The 18,369-nt window shown below is 65.7% G+C and carries 16 protein-coding genes; 9 read left to right on the top strand and 7 right to left on the bottom strand.

Annotation, left to right across the window (positions count from 1 at the left end; translation table 11 throughout):
- Window positions 1–2 precede the first annotated feature (2 nt).
- Window positions 3–449 (top strand): hypothetical protein, encoded by a 447-nt coding sequence (locus BraRD5C2_RS10385; RefSeq protein WP_223968176.1) that lies wholly within the window; start codon window positions 3–5, stop codon window positions 447–449.
- A 79-nt stretch (window positions 450–528) separates the two neighbouring features.
- Complete coding sequence (locus BraRD5C2_RS10380; RefSeq protein WP_223968175.1) at window positions 529–1,551, top strand: S1C family serine protease; 1,023 nt, start codon at window positions 529–531, stop codon at window positions 1,549–1,551.
- A gap of 68 nt (window positions 1,552–1,619) precedes the next feature.
- On the opposite strand, the gene BraRD5C2_RS10375 is transcribed toward BraRD5C2_RS10380, so the two are convergent.
- Together BraRD5C2_RS10375 and BraRD5C2_RS10370 are read right to left on the bottom strand one after the other, a co-directional pair.
- Window positions 1,620–2,432: an aminoglycoside phosphotransferase family protein gene (locus tag BraRD5C2_RS10375; protein WP_223968174.1), complete on the bottom strand. Its 813-nt coding sequence runs from the start codon at window positions 2,430–2,432 to the stop codon at window positions 1,620–1,622.
- A 63-nt stretch (window positions 2,433–2,495) separates the two neighbouring features.
- Window positions 2,496–3,305: an aminoglycoside phosphotransferase family protein gene (locus tag BraRD5C2_RS10370; protein WP_223968173.1), complete on the bottom strand. Its 810-nt coding sequence runs from the start codon at window positions 3,303–3,305 to the stop codon at window positions 2,496–2,498.
- Window positions 3,306–3,911: 606 nt separating this feature from the next.
- On the opposite strand from BraRD5C2_RS10370, the gene BraRD5C2_RS10365 reads away from it, so the two are divergent.
- From BraRD5C2_RS10365 to BraRD5C2_RS10355, 3 genes are all read left to right on the top strand, one after another.
- Window positions 3,912–4,820 (top strand): LysR family transcriptional regulator, encoded by a 909-nt coding sequence (locus BraRD5C2_RS10365; RefSeq protein WP_223968172.1) that lies wholly within the window; start codon window positions 3,912–3,914, stop codon window positions 4,818–4,820.
- A gap of 100 nt (window positions 4,821–4,920) precedes the next feature.
- A complete protein-coding gene (locus BraRD5C2_RS10360) occupies window positions 4,921–5,811 on the top strand; it encodes an NAD-dependent epimerase/dehydratase family protein (RefSeq protein WP_223968254.1) in 891 nt (296 codons plus the stop codon).
- A 3-nt stretch (window positions 5,812–5,814) separates the two neighbouring features.
- Window positions 5,815–6,132 (top strand): DoxX family protein, encoded by a 318-nt coding sequence (locus BraRD5C2_RS10355; RefSeq protein WP_223968171.1) that lies wholly within the window; start codon window positions 5,815–5,817, stop codon window positions 6,130–6,132.
- 257 nt (window positions 6,133–6,389) lie between these two features.
- Here the strand turns inward: BraRD5C2_RS10355 and BraRD5C2_RS10350 are convergent, their stop codons facing one another.
- The 5 genes from BraRD5C2_RS10350 to BraRD5C2_RS10330 all read right to left on the bottom strand — a co-directional run bounded on the left by BraRD5C2_RS10350 (window position 6,390) and on the right by BraRD5C2_RS10330 (window position 13,891).
- Complete coding sequence (locus tag BraRD5C2_RS10350) at window positions 6,390–7,169, bottom strand: alpha/beta fold hydrolase (RefSeq protein ID WP_223968170.1); 780 nt, start codon at window positions 7,167–7,169, stop codon at window positions 6,390–6,392.
- Window positions 7,170–7,173: 4 nt separating this feature from the next.
- The gene (locus tag BraRD5C2_RS10345; RefSeq protein WP_223968169.1) at window positions 7,174–8,469 is read right to left on the bottom strand and encodes an O-acetylhomoserine aminocarboxypropyltransferase; all 1,296 of its coding nucleotides are present in this window, start codon (window positions 8,467–8,469) and stop codon (window positions 7,174–7,176) included.
- Between the two features lie 46 nt (window positions 8,470–8,515).
- The gene (gene pncB / locus BraRD5C2_RS10340; protein WP_223968168.1) at window positions 8,516–9,820 is read right to left on the bottom strand and encodes a nicotinate phosphoribosyltransferase; all 1,305 of its coding nucleotides are present in this window, start codon (window positions 9,818–9,820) and stop codon (window positions 8,516–8,518) included.
- 61 nt (window positions 9,821–9,881) lie between these two features.
- Window positions 9,882–13,424, bottom strand: coding sequence for a molybdopterin cofactor-binding domain-containing protein (locus BraRD5C2_RS10335; RefSeq protein WP_223968167.1), 3,543 nt, complete (start codon window positions 13,422–13,424; stop codon window positions 9,882–9,884).
- Window positions 13,424–13,891 (bottom strand): (2Fe-2S)-binding protein, encoded by a 468-nt coding sequence (locus BraRD5C2_RS10330; protein ID WP_223968166.1) that lies wholly within the window; start codon window positions 13,889–13,891, stop codon window positions 13,424–13,426. The genes BraRD5C2_RS10335 and BraRD5C2_RS10330 overlap by 1 nt, the downstream gene beginning before the upstream one ends.
- Window positions 13,892–14,168: 277 nt before the next feature.
- On the opposite strand from BraRD5C2_RS10330, the gene BraRD5C2_RS10325 reads away from it, so the two are divergent.
- The 4 genes from BraRD5C2_RS10325 to BraRD5C2_RS10310 are packed head-to-tail and all read left to right on the top strand — an operon-like array spanning window position 14,169 to window position 18,366.
- On the top strand, window positions 14,169–15,617 hold the full coding sequence (locus BraRD5C2_RS10325; protein WP_223968165.1) for a 6-hydroxynicotinate reductase: 1,449 nt from the start codon (window positions 14,169–14,171) through the stop codon (window positions 15,615–15,617).
- Complete coding sequence (locus tag BraRD5C2_RS10320) at window positions 15,614–16,522, top strand: UPF0280 family protein (RefSeq protein ID WP_223968164.1); 909 nt, start codon at window positions 15,614–15,616, stop codon at window positions 16,520–16,522. Before BraRD5C2_RS10325 ends, BraRD5C2_RS10320 begins: the two co-directional genes overlap by 4 nt.
- A 16-nt stretch (window positions 16,523–16,538) precedes the next feature.
- The gene (locus BraRD5C2_RS10315) at window positions 16,539–17,123 is read left to right on the top strand and encodes an amino acid synthesis family protein (RefSeq protein ID WP_223968163.1); all 585 of its coding nucleotides are present in this window, start codon (window positions 16,539–16,541) and stop codon (window positions 17,121–17,123) included.
- Window positions 17,124–17,151: 28 nt separating this feature from the next.
- Entirely contained in the window at window positions 17,152–18,366 is a 1,215-nt protein-coding gene (locus BraRD5C2_RS10310; protein ID WP_223968162.1) for an ABC transporter substrate-binding protein, read from the top strand.
- Window positions 18,367–18,369 lie beyond the last annotated feature (3 nt).

Raw genomic sequence — 18,369 nt, 5'->3', positions numbered from 1 at the left:
ACATGTCCGAAAACAAACAACTGACCGCAGCCCAGCGCGCCGATCTGCGCACCGTCGCCGCGATGATCGTGCCCGCCAGTGAAGAGTACAAGGTGCCGGGGGCTGATGATGCCGTGATCCAGGCTGACATGCTGGCAACGCTCGGCCGCGACACCGCGCTGGTCGCGCAGGCGCTGGATCATCTGGCTCAGCTTGCGGGCAAGCCGCTTGCCGAGCTCGACGAGGCCAGGCGCGATACGGTCGCGCTGGAGTTTCGGAGCCGTGGCGCCGCCGCAGCCACGCTCGTCCGCGTCGTGCTGCAATGCTACTACCGCGACGACCGCGTGCTGCGCTCGCTCGGGCTCGAGCTGCGCGCGCCGTTCCCGAAGGGCTACGTGCTGCCGGACGGCGACTGGTCGCTGCTCGATCCGGTCAAGGCGCGCGGCGGCACGCTGCGCGGGGCGACCTAGCCGATCGGGCAGGTGCAGGCGTAACCACTTGCGGCGGCGGGAGCAGGTCACCATCTGAGGGGACCAAAGGACTCTCGCCATGCTGGATTTTACCTCAGATACCGCCGCTGACACGCCGTCATCGCGGGCGGCTGATGCTGCTCAAACCGATGACCGGGCGTTGCTGGATGCCTATTCCAATGCCGTGATCGACGTCACCGATCGCGTCGGCCCCGCTGTGGTTCGTGTCGAAACCGGACCCAAGGTGCGCAATGGGCGCGAGCGCGGCGGGCTCGGCTCGGGCATCGTAATCTCGCCCGACGGCCTCGTGCTGACCAACAGCCATGTGGTCGGATCGTCCAAGGAGATCCGCCTGCGCGACACCGAGGGCTTCGACACCGATGCCCATGTGCTCGGCGTCGATCCCGACACTGACCTCGCGCTGCTGCGGGCCGACGGCGCGCGCGATCTGGCCTATGCCTCGCTCGGCAACTCCAAGACGCTGCGGCGCGGCCAGCTCGTGGTCGCGATCGGCAATCCGCTCGGCTTCGAATCGACGGTCACCGCCGGCGTGGTGTCGGCGCTGGGCCGCTCGATCCGCTCCGTCAGCGGGCGCACGATCGAGGACGTGATCCAGACCGACGCAGCGCTCAATCCCGGCAATTCCGGTGGCCCGCTGGTGTCGTCGAACGGCGAGGTGATCGGCATCAACACCGCAATCATCAACGGCGCGCAGGGCATCTGCTTTGCGGTCGCCTCTAACACCGCGCAGTTCGTGCTGTCGGAGATCATCCGCCACGGCTATGTCCGCCGCGCCTATATCGGCGTCGCGGGCCAGACCGCGCCGGTGCCGCGGCGGCATGCAGTGCTCGCCGGCATCGAGAACAAGATGGGTGCGCTCCTGATGCAGATCGAGCCGGACAGCCCGGCCGCGCGCGCCAGCCTGTTGCCCGGCGACGTCGTGATCAGGCTCGACGGCGTCGAGATCCACGGTGTCGACGACCTGATCCGCGCACTCGATCACAGCCGGATCGACCGCACTTTGTCGCTGGACGTGCTTCGTCTCGGCCGCCTGCGCGCGATCGACATCCACCCGATCGAGAGGAAGCCCGCGAAGCAGTGAGCCCGAGAGGACGCTGACGGCTCGCTTCGACAGGCCACTTGGGCTCGCGCGCGCGCAACCAAAGCAATTCAGTCTTCCGAGCGCAGTGCCGCTTCGATGCGCTGGATCAGCCGCTCCCGCAGCGAAGGCACCGCGTTGCCGAGAACGGCGAAGGTGCGGACGATGGGCAAATACGGCTCCATTGCCGCCGTTAGCTCCGCGAGAGACATGCCGGCCAGCCGCGCATATTCGGATTGCGCCGCCGCATTGGTCGCGCGCGGCCGCTCCGGATTGTCGGCGACTTCCGGCCCGAGCTCGGACAGGATCACGCGCAAGAACCCAAGCTCGAGGACGGCGGGCCCGCACATCGCGCTGATCCAGTCGACCAGCTTTGGGCCTTCCGCTGTCATGATCACGTTACCGGGGCTCAGGTCGGTATGGCAAAGCCCGTCGCCCGGCGGCAGGCGATCGATCAGCGCGAGGATTTCAGTCGCGATGTGCTTCGGGAGCTTGCCGTCGTCGTGCCCCAGCTGAGCCTCCATGTACTCGCGCATGGAGAGGACCTCCGGCGGCAGGGGTGTCTTGTGAATGGACATGGCAAGAGCCGCGACGATCGCGCCGGCCTGTTCGAACGTCACCGCGCCGGTTCGGGTTAGCTGCAGCAGGGTCGGTCCATCGAGGCGCTGCAGCACGATGCCGAAGCGCCCGTCCAGGGTCACCTCGCCGAACACCTCCGGCACCGGAGCGCCGGCGGCGTGGATGGCGCGGATCATCTGCACCTCGAACCAGGGCATCCGTCGCGGCAAGCCGGGCTTGAACAGTTTAACGACTTGCCCCGGCGCCCAGGCGTAGGCTTCGGAGTAGGCGCCTTCACCGATCTTGTCCCCCAGCGATCCCTGCATCTTCAGCCTCCGTGTTGCTGTGACGGTCAATCACCATAGGCGGAGCGCGATGACCGAGAGTAATCACCCCACGGAGCGCAGGGCCGCCTCGACGCGCTGGATCAGCCGCTCCCGCATGTCAGGCATCGCCCCGCCGAGCAGGAGGAAGACGCGGACGATCGGCAAATAGGGCTGCATCGCCGCCGTCAGCGCCGCAGGGGCTATGCCGGCCAGCCTCGCATACTCCGCCTGCAGAACCGAATTGACCGTGGCCCGATCCGGATCGTCGGCGTGTTCCGGGCCAATCTCGGCAAGCAGGATATGGCACTGTGCAATCTCGTAGGCGGCGGGCGCACGAGCCGCGCCGAGCCAGTCGATCAGTCTCGGACCCTGCGCCGTCATGATCACGTTGCTGGGGTGAAGATCGGAATGGCACAGAACGTCATCGGGCGCGAGGTGTTCGATCAGCGCGAGGACGCCGGTCGTGATGCGCTCTGGAAGCACTTTGCCGCCGAACCGCAATCTGGCGTCCATCGCCTCGCGCAGCGAGAGTGCGTCCGGCGGCGGTCGCGTCTTGTGAACGGCAAGGCAGAGCGTCGCAAGGATTGCGCCCGCTTGTTCACGCGTGATGGCGCCGGTGCGCGTAGCCTGCGTCAGGGTCGGCCCATCGAACCGCGGCAGCACGATGCCAAAGCGGCCGTCCAGGGTGACTTCGCCGAGCACCTCCGGCGCTGGGCCGCCGGCGGCGAAGACCGCGCGGGTCATTTGCGTCTCGTGCTGGACGACCCATTGCGGGATACCTGGCTTGGACAACTTGACGACCTGACCGGGCGCCCAGGCGTAGACATCAGCGAAAAGCCCATCGCCGATCTTCTCTCCCAGCGATCCCTGCATGCCCGTTCTCCGCCGTGACAGAGGAAACACCGGCGGCGAGCAAAAAGGAACCCTCCCGTCGCGCGGCCGGGCGCTACGCTCCACCGCCGCGTCCGTCAGGGGGCCATCACCGGCTTCTCTCCGAATGCGATCCGTTTGGCGTGGTCGCTGTTCATCACCAGTATGGCCACCGCCACCCTTCATAGAGGAGCCAAGACGACACCAGAGGCGGCCCATATGGATCGACGCGGTCGTCTTCTGGGCGATAGCGATATCGTGGAACAATATAATAGTCCCACGGAGTCGGCGTTATCACGGGCGTCGAGATAACGACCCTCGCTCGTTCATGAACGACTTGTGCCTTCCGCGCCCGGGCTTCAGCGTCGGACGCTCCGAGGCTACACAGCACCAAGGCCGCTCCGAGAGCGCCCACGACGGTCACAATCTTCATCTTCATGCATCGGCCTCCTAACCTGAGAGTGCACGCTCCATCTGCGCCAAATGACGCACCACATTAGCATAGATTGGAAGGAGGACGGCGCCTATTGACCTTTTGCAGACGGCGCCGGCGTGCGCTTGACGTATGGCCGCTATGCCCGTTCGGCGCATTCGCTTATGGTCGGCCACATGGATATAGCCGGCTTCGACCTTAATTTGATGAAGGCCTTTGATGCGCTGTACGCGGAGCGCCACGTGACGCGCGCCGGATCGCGGATCGGCCTCAGCCAGTCGGCGATGAGCGGAGCACTCACGCGCTTGCGAGAGCTTCTTGGGGACGAGCTGTTCGTGCGAACGCCTTCAGGCATGCAGCCGACGCCCCGCGCCCATGACCTTGCTGGTCCCGTCTCGGATGCGCTCCGGCTGCTCCGGAGCGCGCTACAGGCCGATAGCTTCGACCCCGCGACGGCCGACAATACCGTCACGCTCGCGATGAGCGACTATGCGGCGTTCGTTTTGTTGCCGTCGCTGATGGCCCGCCTCAGCATCGACGCCCCGCACATCAATGTGCGGGTCTGCGGGATCTTCGGACGAGACGAAGCCATCACGCTGCTCGACAGCGGCGAGGCGAACCTGGCGATCGGTTTCCCCGTCGAGACGTCGGCGCGCATTATCAGCAGCCCGCTCTTTCTTGAGAGTTTCGCCTGCGTCGTGCGGGAGGGACACCCGGCGTTCGCGGATGGTCCAAGCCTGAAGGCTTTCGCAGCGGCGCCGCATCTTCTGGTCTCTCCGGAAGGCGACCGCTCCGGGATCGTCGATCTGAGGCTTGCCGATCTCGGTCTCGAACGGCGGGTCGTGCTGAGCCTGCCGCAATTCCTGGCCGCCCCTTTCGTGATCGCCGGGACCGACCTCGTCGCGACGCTGGCCTCCCGGGTCGCACGAAGGTTCGCTGGTACCGGAGCAGGCATAGCGATTTATGATCCGCCGCTCGAACTGCCGACCTGGCCACTCCACCTGATGTGGCACCGGCGGGCGGATACCCATGGGGCCATTGCCTGGCTGCGCGGCATCATCACCAGAATCGCCGCCTCGGCCTGACGCCATCGGCGCGATCGATAGCGCCACATCAGAACTCGCGATTTCCATCCGCATTGCCGTTCCGCTTTGTTGGATTCACCGAAATTGAAGGGTGATCGACATGCGAGTTTTGGTAACAGGCGCGACTGGCTTGATCGGCGGTGCGGTAGCGCACCGATTGAAAGAGGCAGGCCATGAAGTCGTGGGACTCGCCCGGTCGGAAGCCAGCGCGGCCAAGCTGCTCGACCGAGGCTTCGTAGCGGAGATGGGTGAGCTCGCCGACCCGGTGAGCTTGATCTCGGCGGTGCGAGGCGTGGACGCCGTCGTCCATGCCGCTTCGCCCAACGATCAGAACGCTGCGTCGCTCGATGAGATTGCGACGCGCGCGATCCTCGAAGCCCAGCGCGGAACGGGTAAGCGCTTCATCTATACCAGTGGCAGTTTGGTCTACGGCTCCACGGGTGACACGCCAGTGACCGAGCGCACTCCACTGAACCCGGTCGAGATGGTCCGCTGGCGCCAGGCCCTGGAACGCGAGATCCTCGCGGCCGAAGCCGAGGGCGTCCATCCGGTCGTTATCCGGCCTGCTTGGGTGTATGGCAACTGGGGCGGCGCCGCGATGATGATGGTCGCAACGGCCAAGGAACACGGTGCGGCGCTTCATGTCGGTGACGGTCAAAATCGCTGGTCGACCGTGCATGCCGACGATCTGGCCGATCTCTATGCGCTCGCGCTCGCGCGGGCACCGGCGGGATCCGTCTTCAATGGCGCGCACGGTTCGGCGCCGCGGCTCATCGAGATCGCACGCGCAGCGAGCGAGCTGGGCGGTGCCGGGGGCCGAGTAGCGGCATGGCCGCTCGAAGAAGCGCGCAAGGTCCTCTGGGGTTTCGCCGATGCGATCGCCTCCGATCAGATCATCTCGAGCGAGAAGGCAAAGCGCGAACTCGGCTGGAATCCTTCGCGGGGATCGATCATCGACGAGTTACGGGCCTATGCGTTGGCGGTCGCTTAAGTCATGCACCTGATATTCATCAGGCTGCTTGCCGCTGCCTTCGCCAGTGCTGGTCTGTTCAATGCGATCGCGACGTCGACGACGCGGAGCGACTTTGTTCGATGGGGGTATCCCGCGTGGTGGTGCCGGGTCACCGGCGGATTGGAGATATCGGCCGCCATCCTGGTTGCACTACCGGCAACCCGCGCAGCAGGCTTGATCCTCTGCGCCGTCATTCTCGCAGCAGCAGCTTTGACCGTCCTGCGACATCGGGAGTTTTCCCATCTCGCACCGATCGGTTGCTTCGCTGCCTTGCTGGTGATGGCGAGTCGGATTTCCTGAAGGATCGGTGGTACTTGCGAAAATTCGGAATAATAGAAGATATCGCTGAGTTGCCCGACGTGTCAAGTTGCTCGTCCGAGGGCCGGCGGCAGCCCTGTTACTGTGCATGGGGTTGTTTTCGATATTTTGGCGGCGCACCTCGAATGCGAAAGCATCGGAGCCGGCTGAGGCGTCTCCATCCGCGGAGACAACGGCGCGGATTGCATCCGCGCCACCTTCTCCCACAAGGGGAGAAGGAAGAGGGACCTCAAGCGCTATTACTGCAGCGCCGCCAGCAGCTCGTCGGGCTGCTCGACCATCATCATGTGGCCGGCGCCCGGCAACACCACAACGCGCGCATTCGGCGTCGCCGCGGCGAGCGCCTTGCCGGCCTTGGCAGGGGTCATCATGTCGCGCTCGCCGAGGACGAAGGTCGCGGGCACCTTGACCGCGGCCGCGGCGGTGAGTGCGTTCTGGTAGGCGTTGCAGGCGTTGAGGTCGTTGTACAGCACGCCGGGCTTGGCCTCCTGCAGCACCCGCTGCGCGCCCTGGTGCATCCACAGGCCGGGCGCGAGGCTGCCGCCGAGCTCGGCCCTGAAGCCGAGTCCCCAGATCGAGACCATGTCGATCGCGGCCACGTCATTGGCCTCGGCCGCCTTCAACAGATCGGGGCCGACCGTCATGGTCGCGGCGGTGCCGATCAGCGCGAGGCCGGAGACATTGTCGGGATGTCGCGCCGAGGTCTCGATCGCGATCAGCGAGCCCATCGAATGACCGATCAGCCGCGCCTTCGACGCGCCGGCCGCAGTAATCAGCGCGGCGGTCCAGTCAGCCATCTCGGCGACGGTCGCGAGCAGCTTGCCGGCGGAGCGGCCATGGCCGGGGAGGTCGGGCGCCAGAACGGAATAGCCGTGATGGGCGAACCAGCGGCTGTGCAGCGCCCAGGTCGAAGAGTCGAAGCCGGCGCCGTGGATCATCACCACCGTGGCGAGCTGCGGATCGAACGGCTTGCCGCCGGTAGCGATGAAGGTGTCTGACCCGTTGACGGAAAGCTGCATGGCCTCAAGTCCTTTGCGAGGCGCGCAGCGCCTGGCCGAGATCGTCGATGATGTCCTGCGCGGTCTCGATGCCGACCGACAGCCGCACCAGCTCCTCGCCGATGCCGGCGGCCTTGAGCTGATCAGCATCCATCTGCTGGTGCGTGGTGCTGGCGGGATGGATCACCAGCGTCTTGGCGTCACCGACATTGGCGAGGTGGCTGATCAGCTTCAGCTGCTCGATGAACTTCTTGCCGGCGGCGCGGCCGCCCTTGATGCCGAAGCTGACGATCGAGCCGGCGCCGCGCGGCAACAGCTTCTTCGCCAGCGCGTAGTCCGGATGCGTCTCCAGCGACGGATGCAGCACCCAGTCGACTGCCTTGTTCGCGGTGAGGGCATCCAGCACTGCATGGGTGTTGCTGATGTGGCGATCCATGCGGACGCCGAGCGTCTCGATACCCTGCAAGAGCTGGAAGGCGTTGGTCGGCGACAGGCAGGCGCCGAAATCGCGCAGGCCCTCGGTGCGGGCGCGCATGATGAAGGCGGCCTTGCCGAATTGCTCGTCGAAGACGATGCCGTGATAGCCGGCATAGGGCTCGGTGAGCTGCGGGAATTTGCCGGAGGCGCGCCAGTCGAACCGGCCGCCATCGACGATGACGCCGCCGATCGCGATGCCGTGGCCGCCCATCCATTTGGTCGCCGAATTCATCGTGATGTCGGCGCCGAGCTCGATCGGCTGGCTCAGATAGGGCGTTGCAAAGGTGTTGTCGATCAGCAGCGGAATCTTCGCATCATGCGCGATTTGTGCCACCGCCGGGATGTCGAGCACTTCGAGGCCGGGGTTGCCGATGGTCTCGCCGATCACGAGCCGCGTATTCGGCTTGATCGCGGCACGAAACTCGTCGAGCGCACGGGGCTTCACGAAGGTCGTGGTAATGCCGAAGCGCGGCAGCGTGTGCGCCAAAATGTTGATCGTGCCGCCATAGAGCGAGGCGGAGGCGACGATATGGTCGCCGGCATTGAGCAGCGTCGCGATGGCGAGATGCATCGCGGCCATGCCGCTGGCGGTGCAGATCGCGCCGACGCCGCATTCGAGCGCCGCGATGCGTTCTTCCAGAACCGCAGTCGTCGGGTTCGAGATGCGGGTGTAGATGTGGCCGGCACGTTCCAGGTTGAACAGCGCCGCCGCATGATCGGCGTCCTGGAAGACGTAGGACGTGGTCTGATAGATCGGCACCGCGCGCGCGCCGGTCGCGGGATCGGGGCGCTGGCCGGCGTGCAGGCTCAGGGTTTCGAAGGCAGGCGGCTTGGGTGCGGGCATGCGAAGCTCGTCAGGTCAGTCGATGGGAAATGGTTGGTCCGCGAATTTAAACGTGAACTGCGGTGCGAACGCGGCCGACATTGCCGAACACGCGCAGATAGCGCTCGACCTCTGTGGGGATGCCGGTCGCCTTCTCCGGATTGTCGGACAGCTTCACGGCCGGGCGTCCGTCGACCGACGTCACCTTGCAGACGATCGAGATCGGATCGAGCTCGGCGGTGCCATCAGGCGCGCAGCCGACGAAATCGTTGGTGAGGTTGGTGCCCCAGCCGAAGCTGACGCGCACGCGTCCCTTGAAGTGATGGAACGTCTCCTCGATCGAGCCGACATCCATCGCGTCGGAGAACACCAACAGCTTCTCCTTGGGGTCACGGCCCTTCTGCTTCCACCACTTGATGATGTCTTCGCCGGCGGTGATCGGCGGCGCGCTGTCGGGACGAAAGCCGGTCCAGTCGGCGACCCAATCCGGCGCGTCGCGCAGGAACGGCTTGGTGCCGAACGCATCGGGCAGGGCGATCAGGAGGTTGCCGCCATAAGCGTGGCGCCATTGGTCGAGGATGCGATAGGGCGCCCAGCGCAGCTCCTGGTCGTCGTTGGCGAGTGCCGCGGCCACCATCGGCAGCTCATGCGCATTGGTGCCGATCGCCTCGAGGTCGTTGTCCATCGCGAGCAGCACGTTCGACGTTCCGGTGAAGGACGGGCCGAGGCCTTCCTTCACCGCCTCGACGCACCAGCGCTGCCACAGGAAGCCGTGGCGGCGGCGCGTGCCGAAATCGGACAGCCGCAAGCCGTCAAGCTTGCGCAGCCGCTCGACCTTGGCCCACAGCTTGGCCTTGGCGCGGGCGTAGAGCACATCGAGCGCGAAGCGGCCGTAGGTCTTGGTCGCGGCGCGGGAGCGGAGCTCGTTGAGGATTGCGAGCGCCGGGATCTCCCACATCGTGGTGTGGGTCCACGGCCCGTGGAAATGCAGCTCATACTGGCCGTCGACCTTGTGCAGCTCGTATTCGGGCAGGCGGAAGGTCGAGAGCCAGTTGATGAAATCGGGCGAGAACATCTGGGTCTTGCCATAAAACGTGTTGCCGGCGAGCCAGATCAGTTCCTTCTTGGTGAAGCGGATGGTGCGGGCGTGGTCGAGCTGGGCGCGCAGCTCACCCTCGTCGATGACCTCGGCAAGCCGGATATGGGTCGACCGGTTGATCACCGAAAAGGTCGTGCGTGTGTCCGGATAGCTTTCCCGGATCATCTGCTGCATCAACAGCTTGTAGAAATCGGTGTCCAGCAGGCTGCGCACGATCGGGTCGAGCCGCCAGCCGTGGTTGTAGGTCCGGGTCGCGATGTCTGTCACGGTCATGCGGGAACCTTAACCTGCCCCGCGCCGCCCGCCCAGTGGGTATCGGGCGGAACATGGCAGGTCAGCGCGCTATGGTCTGCCGTATACGGCCGACCGTGGCGGCGACATCGGTCCAGGCCGGTCTGCCCGGGGCAAATTGCTGCCGCAGGAAGGAGGCGAGCTCGGCGACCTGGCCGTCGCTCATGCTGTCCTTGAAGGCCGGCATGTAGCCCAGATCTGTCACGGCCGGCTTGGCGATGCCGTGCAGGATCACCTGGATCAGATTGTCCGGCACGTCGCTGTGCAAATTGCTGTTCAGCGCCAGCGACGGTCGGGTGCCGAACAGCGGCGGGCCGCCGACCTCGTGACAGACGGCGCAAGCGCCCTGATAGATCCGCGCGCCGGCCGAGGCCGCGGTGGTTACGGCCGTGGCGGCCTCGAGTTTGGCGGCCACGGCATCGTGCGCGGGCCGATCGGCGGGCTCGTTGAACGAGGCGAGGTAGACCGCCATCGCGCGGATGTCCTGGTCGGGCAGTACAGTGAGCTCCTGCACGACCGGCGCCATAGGTCCCGCGGCAACGCCGTGCAGGCGGGACTCGCCGGTGCTCAGATAGGCGTAGAGCTCGTCCTCGCTCCAGGGGATCGGCGCCTTCGACAGCGACGTCAGCGCCGGCGCCTCCCAGCCCTCGGCGAAGCCGCCGGCGAGATAGGCCGCTTGCCGTTCGGCGCCCAGCGCATTGCGCGGCGAGTGGCAGGCGCTGCAATGGCCGAGACCCTCGATTAGATAGGCGCCGCGATTCCAGATCGCCGACTTCGATGGATCGGGTTGGAATGTGCTGGGCTGATGGAACAGCGCATTCCATCCCGCGAGCAGCGGGCGCAGGTTGAACGGAAAGGCCAGCGCGTTCGGCGGCGTCTCGGCGCGCACCGGCGCTTGCGCCATCAGATAGGCGTACAGCGCCTGCAGGTCGGCATCGGTGGTCTTCGCAAAATGCGTGTAGGGAAACGCTGGATAGAGATGGCGCCCGTCGCGATGAATGCCCTCGCGCATCGCGCGCTCGAACGCGGGATAGGACCAGGCGCCGATGCCGGTGTCGATATCGGGCGTGATGTTGGTCGTGTAGATCGTGCCGAACGGTGTCTCGAGCGGCCGACCGCCGGCGTTCAGGGTGCCGTGCTCCGACGTATGGCAGACCGCGCAGGCGCCGAGCGCGGCGAGCTCCTTGCCCCGCGCGATCGTCGCGGCGGAATAGACCGAGGCATCGGGCGGCGCGATCGGCGCAATAGCGCGCCACGGCAGCACCGCCGCGCCGATGCCGATCGCCGCGGCGCAGAGCGCGGCAATGCCGGCGAGTACGCCGCCGCGTTTCGCAAACGGGTTTTGCCACCTGTTGAGATCGGCCGGCGGCGCGGGTGAGGGAAGCGCCGCGGGCGCTGCGGGTTGCTCGCCGTGCAATCCCTTCAAAATGCGCTCCGGCGTAAACGGCGGCTCGCGAAAGCGGACGCCGGTCGCATCATAGATCGCATTGGCGATCGCAGCCGCACTGGGCACCGAGGCGGACTCGCCGACACCGAGCGGCGGCTGGTCCTGCCGCGGCAGCATCAGGACGTCGATCGCAGGCAGATCGGGGAATTTGATGATGGGATAGGCGCCCCATTCCCGCGCCGTCACCGCGCCGCGCTCGAACGAGACTTGCTCCATCAGCGCGCGGCTGGTCGACTGAATGACGTTGCCTTCGATCTGGTGCCGCACGCCCTCCGGATTGATCATCAATCCGGAATCCTGTCCCGCGACGACGCGGGTCACGCTGACATCGCCGGTCGCCTTGTTGACCGCAACGTCGGCGATCCAGGCCGACCATGCCGCGCCATAGCCGGGAAACTTGCTGTGCACATAGAGCGCATAGGCAAAGCCGCGGCCGCGCACGATATCGCCTTCGGCCTCGGGCTCCTTCCGCACCGGGCGCGGCGTCCAGCCGGCGCGCTCGGCCACCGCATTGACGAGATCGATCGCGCGCTTATCCCTGAGGTAGCGCAGCCGGTATTCGATCGGATCGACCTCGGCCTCGGCGGCAAGCTCGTCGATGTAGGATTCATGCGCGAACGTATTGGGCAGTGCCGAGACGCCGCGAAGCCAGGAGGCGCGCACGATCGGCGCCATGTCGTTGGCGACCACGCGTATGTTCTCGTAGTCGTAGGGCGGGATCGCGGTGCGGTCGCCCATCTCGAACACGGTGGCTTCAGGTGCGATCCGTCCGGTGAGCAATAGCGCCAAGGTCGGCGCGCCGTTCGAGGGATAGCGCGTAACGAAGTCGTAGCCGGCGACGCTGCCGTCGGCATTGAGCCCGCCATTGACGTCCATCAGCTGCGCGGTGCCCTTCGGCTCCCACGCGTGTTCCTGCTCGCGGGTGAGCTGCACGCGCACCGGGCGGCCGACTGCGTGCGACAGCAGCAGCGCATCGGCGGAGACATCGTCGGCGCAGTTGCGGCCGTAGCAGCCGGCGGCCTCCATCCGGATGATGTCGATCTCGGATTCCGGCCGCTGGATCAAGAGTGCCAAATCGCCGCGCAGGATGTGCGGGTTCTGCGTGCCGGACCACACCCGGATGGCTCCGTCGCCGAAATCGGCGACTGCGCAAGAAGGGCCGATCGAGCCGTGCATCTGGTAGGGCCAGACGTAGGTTCGCTGCATCGGTTTGGCCGCCGCCTTGATCGCGGCATCGACGTCGCCTCTGTCGATCAGTTGCCGCGGCGTCGAGGGATTGGCGCGCAGCGCCTGCTCGATGTCGGAGAGGTCGGTCAGAACAGGTCCCGGCTTCCAGCTCACCTTGAGCTGCGCGGCGGCCTTGATCGCGTTCTCCTCGCGCTCGGCGACGACGCCGACGAAGTCGCCGATCCGTACCACCGCGACAAGGCCAGGAATATCGCGCACCGAAGCTTCATCGATCGCGATCAGGCTGGTGCCGACGAACGGTCCGGCGTCGACGCCGGCATAGGGCGGACGGACGACGCGGCCGTGCAGCATGCCGGGCACGCGCACATCGTGGACGTAGACAAGTTCGCCGGTGGCTTTCGCCGGCAGGTCGACCCGCGGCACCGACTTGCCGACCACGGAATAAGCGTTCACCGCCTTGACTGGAACGTCGTCGGCGAGTTCGAGCCGGATGGTCTCGTCCGCGATCAGCTCGCCATAGCTGATGCTGCGATTGTCATGGCCGCGGATCAGGCCGTCCTCGATCGTGAGCTCATCGGCGGGCAGCTCAAGCCGCTCCGCCGCGCGCGAGAGCAAAAAGTGCCGCGCCTGTGCGGCGGCCTTGCGCAAGGGAACGGCGGTGATCTGAATGGTTTCGCTTGCGATCGTCGCGCCCTGGTTCGGTACCACGGCGGTGTCGCCGAGGATCACGACCACGCGGGCAAAGGAGACGTCGAGCTCTTCGGCGACGATCTGCCCGAGCGCGGTGCGGATGCCGGTGCCGAGATCGACATGGCCGTTATAGGCGTTGACCGAACCGTCTGATGTGATGGTGATGAAGGTCTCGAACGCTCCTTCCGCGCCCAGCACGGCAGGGCGAACGACCGACAGCGAGCCGCGCTTGCGTTGCTCTGGAGGCCGTACGCCCGACATCAATCGCGCGCCTCGAACACGTGGCCGGCAGCGCGCATCGCCGCGCGGATGATTTCGATATGCGCGCCGCAGCGGCAGAGATTGTAGCGCAGCGCTTCCAGCACCTCATGCTCGGACGGATAGGGATTGCGCGTCAGCAGCGCCTTGGTGGTGATGATCATGCCGTTGAGGCAGTAGCCGCACTGCGCGGCCTGTTCGCGAATGAAGGCATCCTGCACCGGATCGGGATGCTCGCGGCTGCCGAGCCCTTCGAGCGTGACGATGTTGCGCCCCGCGCAGCCTTCGATCGGAATCACGCAGGCGCGCGCGGCGACGCCGTCGATCAGCACCGCGCAGGCGCCGCACTCGCCGAGCCCGCAGCCGTATTTCGGTCCGTTCAATGCGAGATCGTTGCGCAGCACGTAAAGCAATGCGGTGTCGGGAGCGGCGTCGACATCATGATTCCTGCCGTTCACGGTCAGGCGCATTGCTCCGGTTCTCCCCTGATGTTTGCGCTGCAATGTCAGCGTCAAATTCGCCGATGAGGATAACGTTTGTATACAAACGTGCAAGCGGCGGCATGCCGCGCTGCAGCGAGTGCACGCTTTATGAACAGGGTGCGCAAGCGAATGGCAGCTTTTGATCGCAAAGCCCGCTTGACAGGTTTGAGACCTGCGCGCAGGATCATTCGTATACGAACGATATAGGCAGGGAGGCGGAAGCGCAGTATGATCGACCGCCGCCACAAGTCCAGGCTTGGTCACGATGGCTGACACAATGACCGTCGCCGCCGGCGACAAGATTCGCTGCGATGCCTGTCCGGTGATGTGCTACATCAAGCCGGGCGCGGCCGGCGCGTGCGACCGTTATGCCAATCACGACGGCACGCTGGTGCGCGTCGATCCGCATGTCGTGCTGGAGCGCACAGTCTCGCATGGCGGCAAGCTGGTGCCGTTCCAGGCGAGCGGCGACTGGGACGGCAAGATCGTCCGTCATCCCGAACTTTTCGTCACCGCGATCGGCGCCGGAACCACCTATCCGGACTACAAGCCGGCGCCCTTCATCGTGTCGTCGGAAGTCGACGGCGTCGACATGGTCACCGTGGTGACCGAGGGCATTTTCTCCTATTGCGGCGTCAAGCTGAAGATCGACACCGACCGCTATCTCGGGCCGGAGACCGCGATCGTCCGCGCCGAGGGCGAGGCGGTCGGCCATGTCACGACCAGCGAATACGGCTCGCAGATGCTCTCGCTCGGCGGCGTGCATCATCTGACCGGCGGCTCCAAGAAAGAGGGGCGCGTCACCTGCGACACGCTGATGGATCTGTCCAACTGCAAGGCGGTGGAGTTGACCATCGACGGCGGCGCCACCGTGGTGGTGCAGGCGGGCAAGCCGCCGATCGTCAATGGGATGGCGGAAGAGCGGATGCGGGTCGGCTGCGGCTCGGCGACCATCGGCATGTTCGCGAAGCAGTGGCACGGCAAGGTCGATGAGGTCGTGGTGGTCGACGACCACATCACCGGGGTGCTCAGCGAGCACCAGGCCGGCAAGCTGCTCGATATCGCCGACACCGGCATCAAGATGAAGGGCCGCCGTTCGACGCCAGGCCGCTATTTCCAGGTCGCCGATCCCGGCACCGGATGGGGCGGCACCAACATCTCCGATCCGCTGTCGATCCTCGGCCCCTTCAATGCCAAGGAAGCGCGGCCCGGGCTCACCATGCTGATGGTCTCGACCACCGGCGAGCATGCCTCCTACTACGTGCTGGACGAAGCGCTGAAGCCGATCGAGACCGAGATGCCCGCGGACCTCAAATTCTCGGTCGAGCGCATCCAGGAGAATTGCGAGCCGGCGCTGTGCACCGTGCTGTTCATGGGCGGCGCCGGCGGCTCGCTGCGCGCCGGCGTCACCGACAATCCGGTGCGGCTGACCCGCTCGGTCAAGGACGCGCTGACGCGGGTGACCAGCGGCGGCGCGCCGGTCTATGTCTGGCCGGGCGGCGGCATCACCTTCATGGTCGATGTCACGCAGATGCCGGCCGGCGCCTTCGGCTACGTGCCGACGCCGGCCCTGGTGGCGCCAATCGAGTTCACGATGCGGCTGTCGGATTATGCGGCGCTCGGCGGCCATATGGATTTTGTCCGGCCGCTGTCGTCGCTGCGCGACAGCGCCGAAGTCCGGCCGATGCCTCATCTTCCAGGGCGGCGCGCATGAGGCGGCTCCCGCAAATCGCGCTTCTTCCTGACGGCAAGCGGCTGCATTTGCAGGACGGCCCCATTGATCTCATTGTCGAGGCCAAGGGCACGGACCGGGACGTCAGCGCCGCCTATCAGGCGGCGGCGGAACGCTTCACTGGCTTGCTTGACGAGCTCTGCGGCGAACTCGCGTTGCTGCGGAGCGCGGCCGATCCGCAGCACTGCGTGCTGAAGGGCGTGGTCGCGCGGCGTATGCATGCGGCGGTCGCGCCGTTTGCTGCCGATCGCTTCATTACGCCGATGGCGGCGGTCGCAGGCTCGGTCGCTGAGGAAATTCTCGGCGCGATGCTGAGAGCAGCAGCGCTCGACCGCGCCTATGTCAACAATGGCGGTGACATCGCGCTGCATCTCGGCGATGGCGAACAGTTCACCGTCGGCCTGATGGACCGGCCGGACCGCCGTGGTGTGATGCGCACCATGACCGTCGATGCCGATATGCCGGTCCGCGGCATCGCGACCAGCGGCCGGCATGGCCGCAGCTTCTCGCTCGGCATTGCCGATGCCGTCACCGTGCTGGCGCGGACGGCCTCACAGGCCGATGCCGCCGCGACCGTGATCGCCAATGCGGTCGATCTGCCCAGTCATCCCGCGATCCTCCGCATTCCCGCGAGCGAGTTGCAACCCGACAGCGACCTCGGCGCACGGCTCGTGACCCGCGATGTCGGACATCTGACGGAACATGAGATCGAGCAGGCGCTCGAGGCGGGGGCGGCGCGGGCGCGCATGCTCCTGACGTCGGGATTGATCGAGGGCGCGGCATTGCGTCTACTGGGCGAAACGCGGCTTGTCGGCGCAACTGGGAACGGGACGCCAGTGTCGCACACGTTTCAGGCAACAACGACAGAATACATGCTGCAGGCATGACCGGGAGCGAGCCAAGATGAGTGCCGTCATTCGCAAGATCGTCACCGTGGTCGAGGAGACCCATTTGGAGATGGGCAAGACCATCGCGCCGCCGACCCGGCGTGCTGCCGCGATCGCGGTGATCGAAAATCCCTTTGCCGGCCGGTATGTCGAGGATCTGTCGCCGTTGATCGCGATCGGCGAGGAACTCGGCGAATTGCTTTCGAAGCGGGCAGTCGCCGCGCTCGGCATCGACGGCGCCAAGGCGCACAGCTACGGCAAGGCCGCCGCCGTCGGCGAAAATGGCGAGCTCGAGCACGCGGCAGCGATCCTGCATCCGAAGATGGGCGCACCGGTGCGCAAGGTGCTCTCCAAGGGCGCGGCGCTGATCCCGTCGTCGAAGAAGCGCTCGGGTCCCGGCACCACGCTGGACATTCCGCTCGGGCACAAGGACGCAGCCTTCGTGCGTAGCCACTTCGACGGCATGGAGGTGCAGATCAACGACGCGCCGCGGGCCAACGAGATCATGGTCGCGGTGGCGGTGACCGACAGCGGACGGCCGCTGCCGCGCGTCGGCGGGCTGACGGTTTCTGAAGTCAAAGGCGAAGACGGGTTGCGATAATCTCTTTGAAGAAAAACTGGAGGACGGGATGCGTGGTTATTTCGTAGGGGCGGGATTGGCGATCGCGGTCGCGACCATGGCAACGAGCGCCATGACGACACGGGCGTTGGCGCAGAGCGAAATCAAGATCGGCGAGATCAACTCTTACTCCTTGCTGCCGGCGTTCACCGAGCCCTATCGCAAGGGCTGGCAGCTCGCCGTGGAGGAAATCAACGCGGCCGGCGGAATCAACGGCAAGAAGCTCGTCGTCATTTCCAAGGATGACGGCGGCAAGCCGGCGGATGCGCAGACTGCGGCCAACGAACTGGTGTCGAGCGAGAACGTCGCGATGCTCACCGGCACGTTCCTCTCCAATATTGGCCTCGCCGTCAGCGATTTCGCCAATCAGAAGAAGGTGTTCTTTCTCGCTGCCGAGCCTTTGACGGATGCCATCACCTGGTCGAAGGGCAACCGCTATACTTTCCGCCTGCGTCCCTCCAACTACATGCAGGCCGCGATGCTGGTGGAGGAGGCGGCGAAGCTTCCCGCAAAACGCTGGGCGACGATTGCACCGAACTATGAATACGGCCAGTCCGCGGTCGCGGTGTTCAAGAAGCTGATGTCGGAGAAGCGGCCCGACATCCAGTGGGTCGACGAGCAGTGGCCGCCGCAGGGCAAGATCGACGCCGGCCCAGTGATACAGGCGGTTGCCGCGGCGAACCCCGAGGCGATCCTCAACGTCACCTTCGGTGCCGATCTCGTCAAGCTCGTGCGCGAAGGCAACACCCGCGGCCTGTTCAAGGGCCGCACGGTGGTGAGCTTCCTGACCGGCGAACCGGAATATCTCGATCCGCTGAAGGACGAGACGCCGGAGGGCTGGATCGTCACCGGCTATCCCTGGTATTCGATCAAGACGCCGGAGCACGACGCGTTTCTGAAGGCCTACCAGGCCAAGTACAACGACTATCCGCGGCTCGGCTCGATCGTCGGCTACCAGACCATCAAGGCGGCGGCGGCGATTCTCGCGAAAGCCGGCTCGAGCGATCCGGAGAAGCTGATTGCGGCGGCGGAGGGCATCTCGATGCCGTCGCCGTTCGGCGAGATCACCTTCCGCAAGATCGATCACCAGTCGACGTTAGGTGCCTTCACCGGCAAGACCGCGCTGAAGGACGGCAAGGGCATCATGGTGGACACAGCCTATCGCAAGGGCTCGGACTATCTGCCCAGCGATGCCGAAATCGAGAAGTTGCGGCCGAAGGATTGATTT

The sequence above is a fragment of the Bradyrhizobium sp. RD5-C2 genome (assembly GCF_019972155.1).
GTDB lineage: Bacteria > Pseudomonadota > Alphaproteobacteria > Rhizobiales > Xanthobacteraceae > Bradyrhizobium.
The sequence above is the reverse complement of the archived record's forward strand: the minus strand, read 5'-3'. Positions and strand labels throughout refer to the sequence as shown.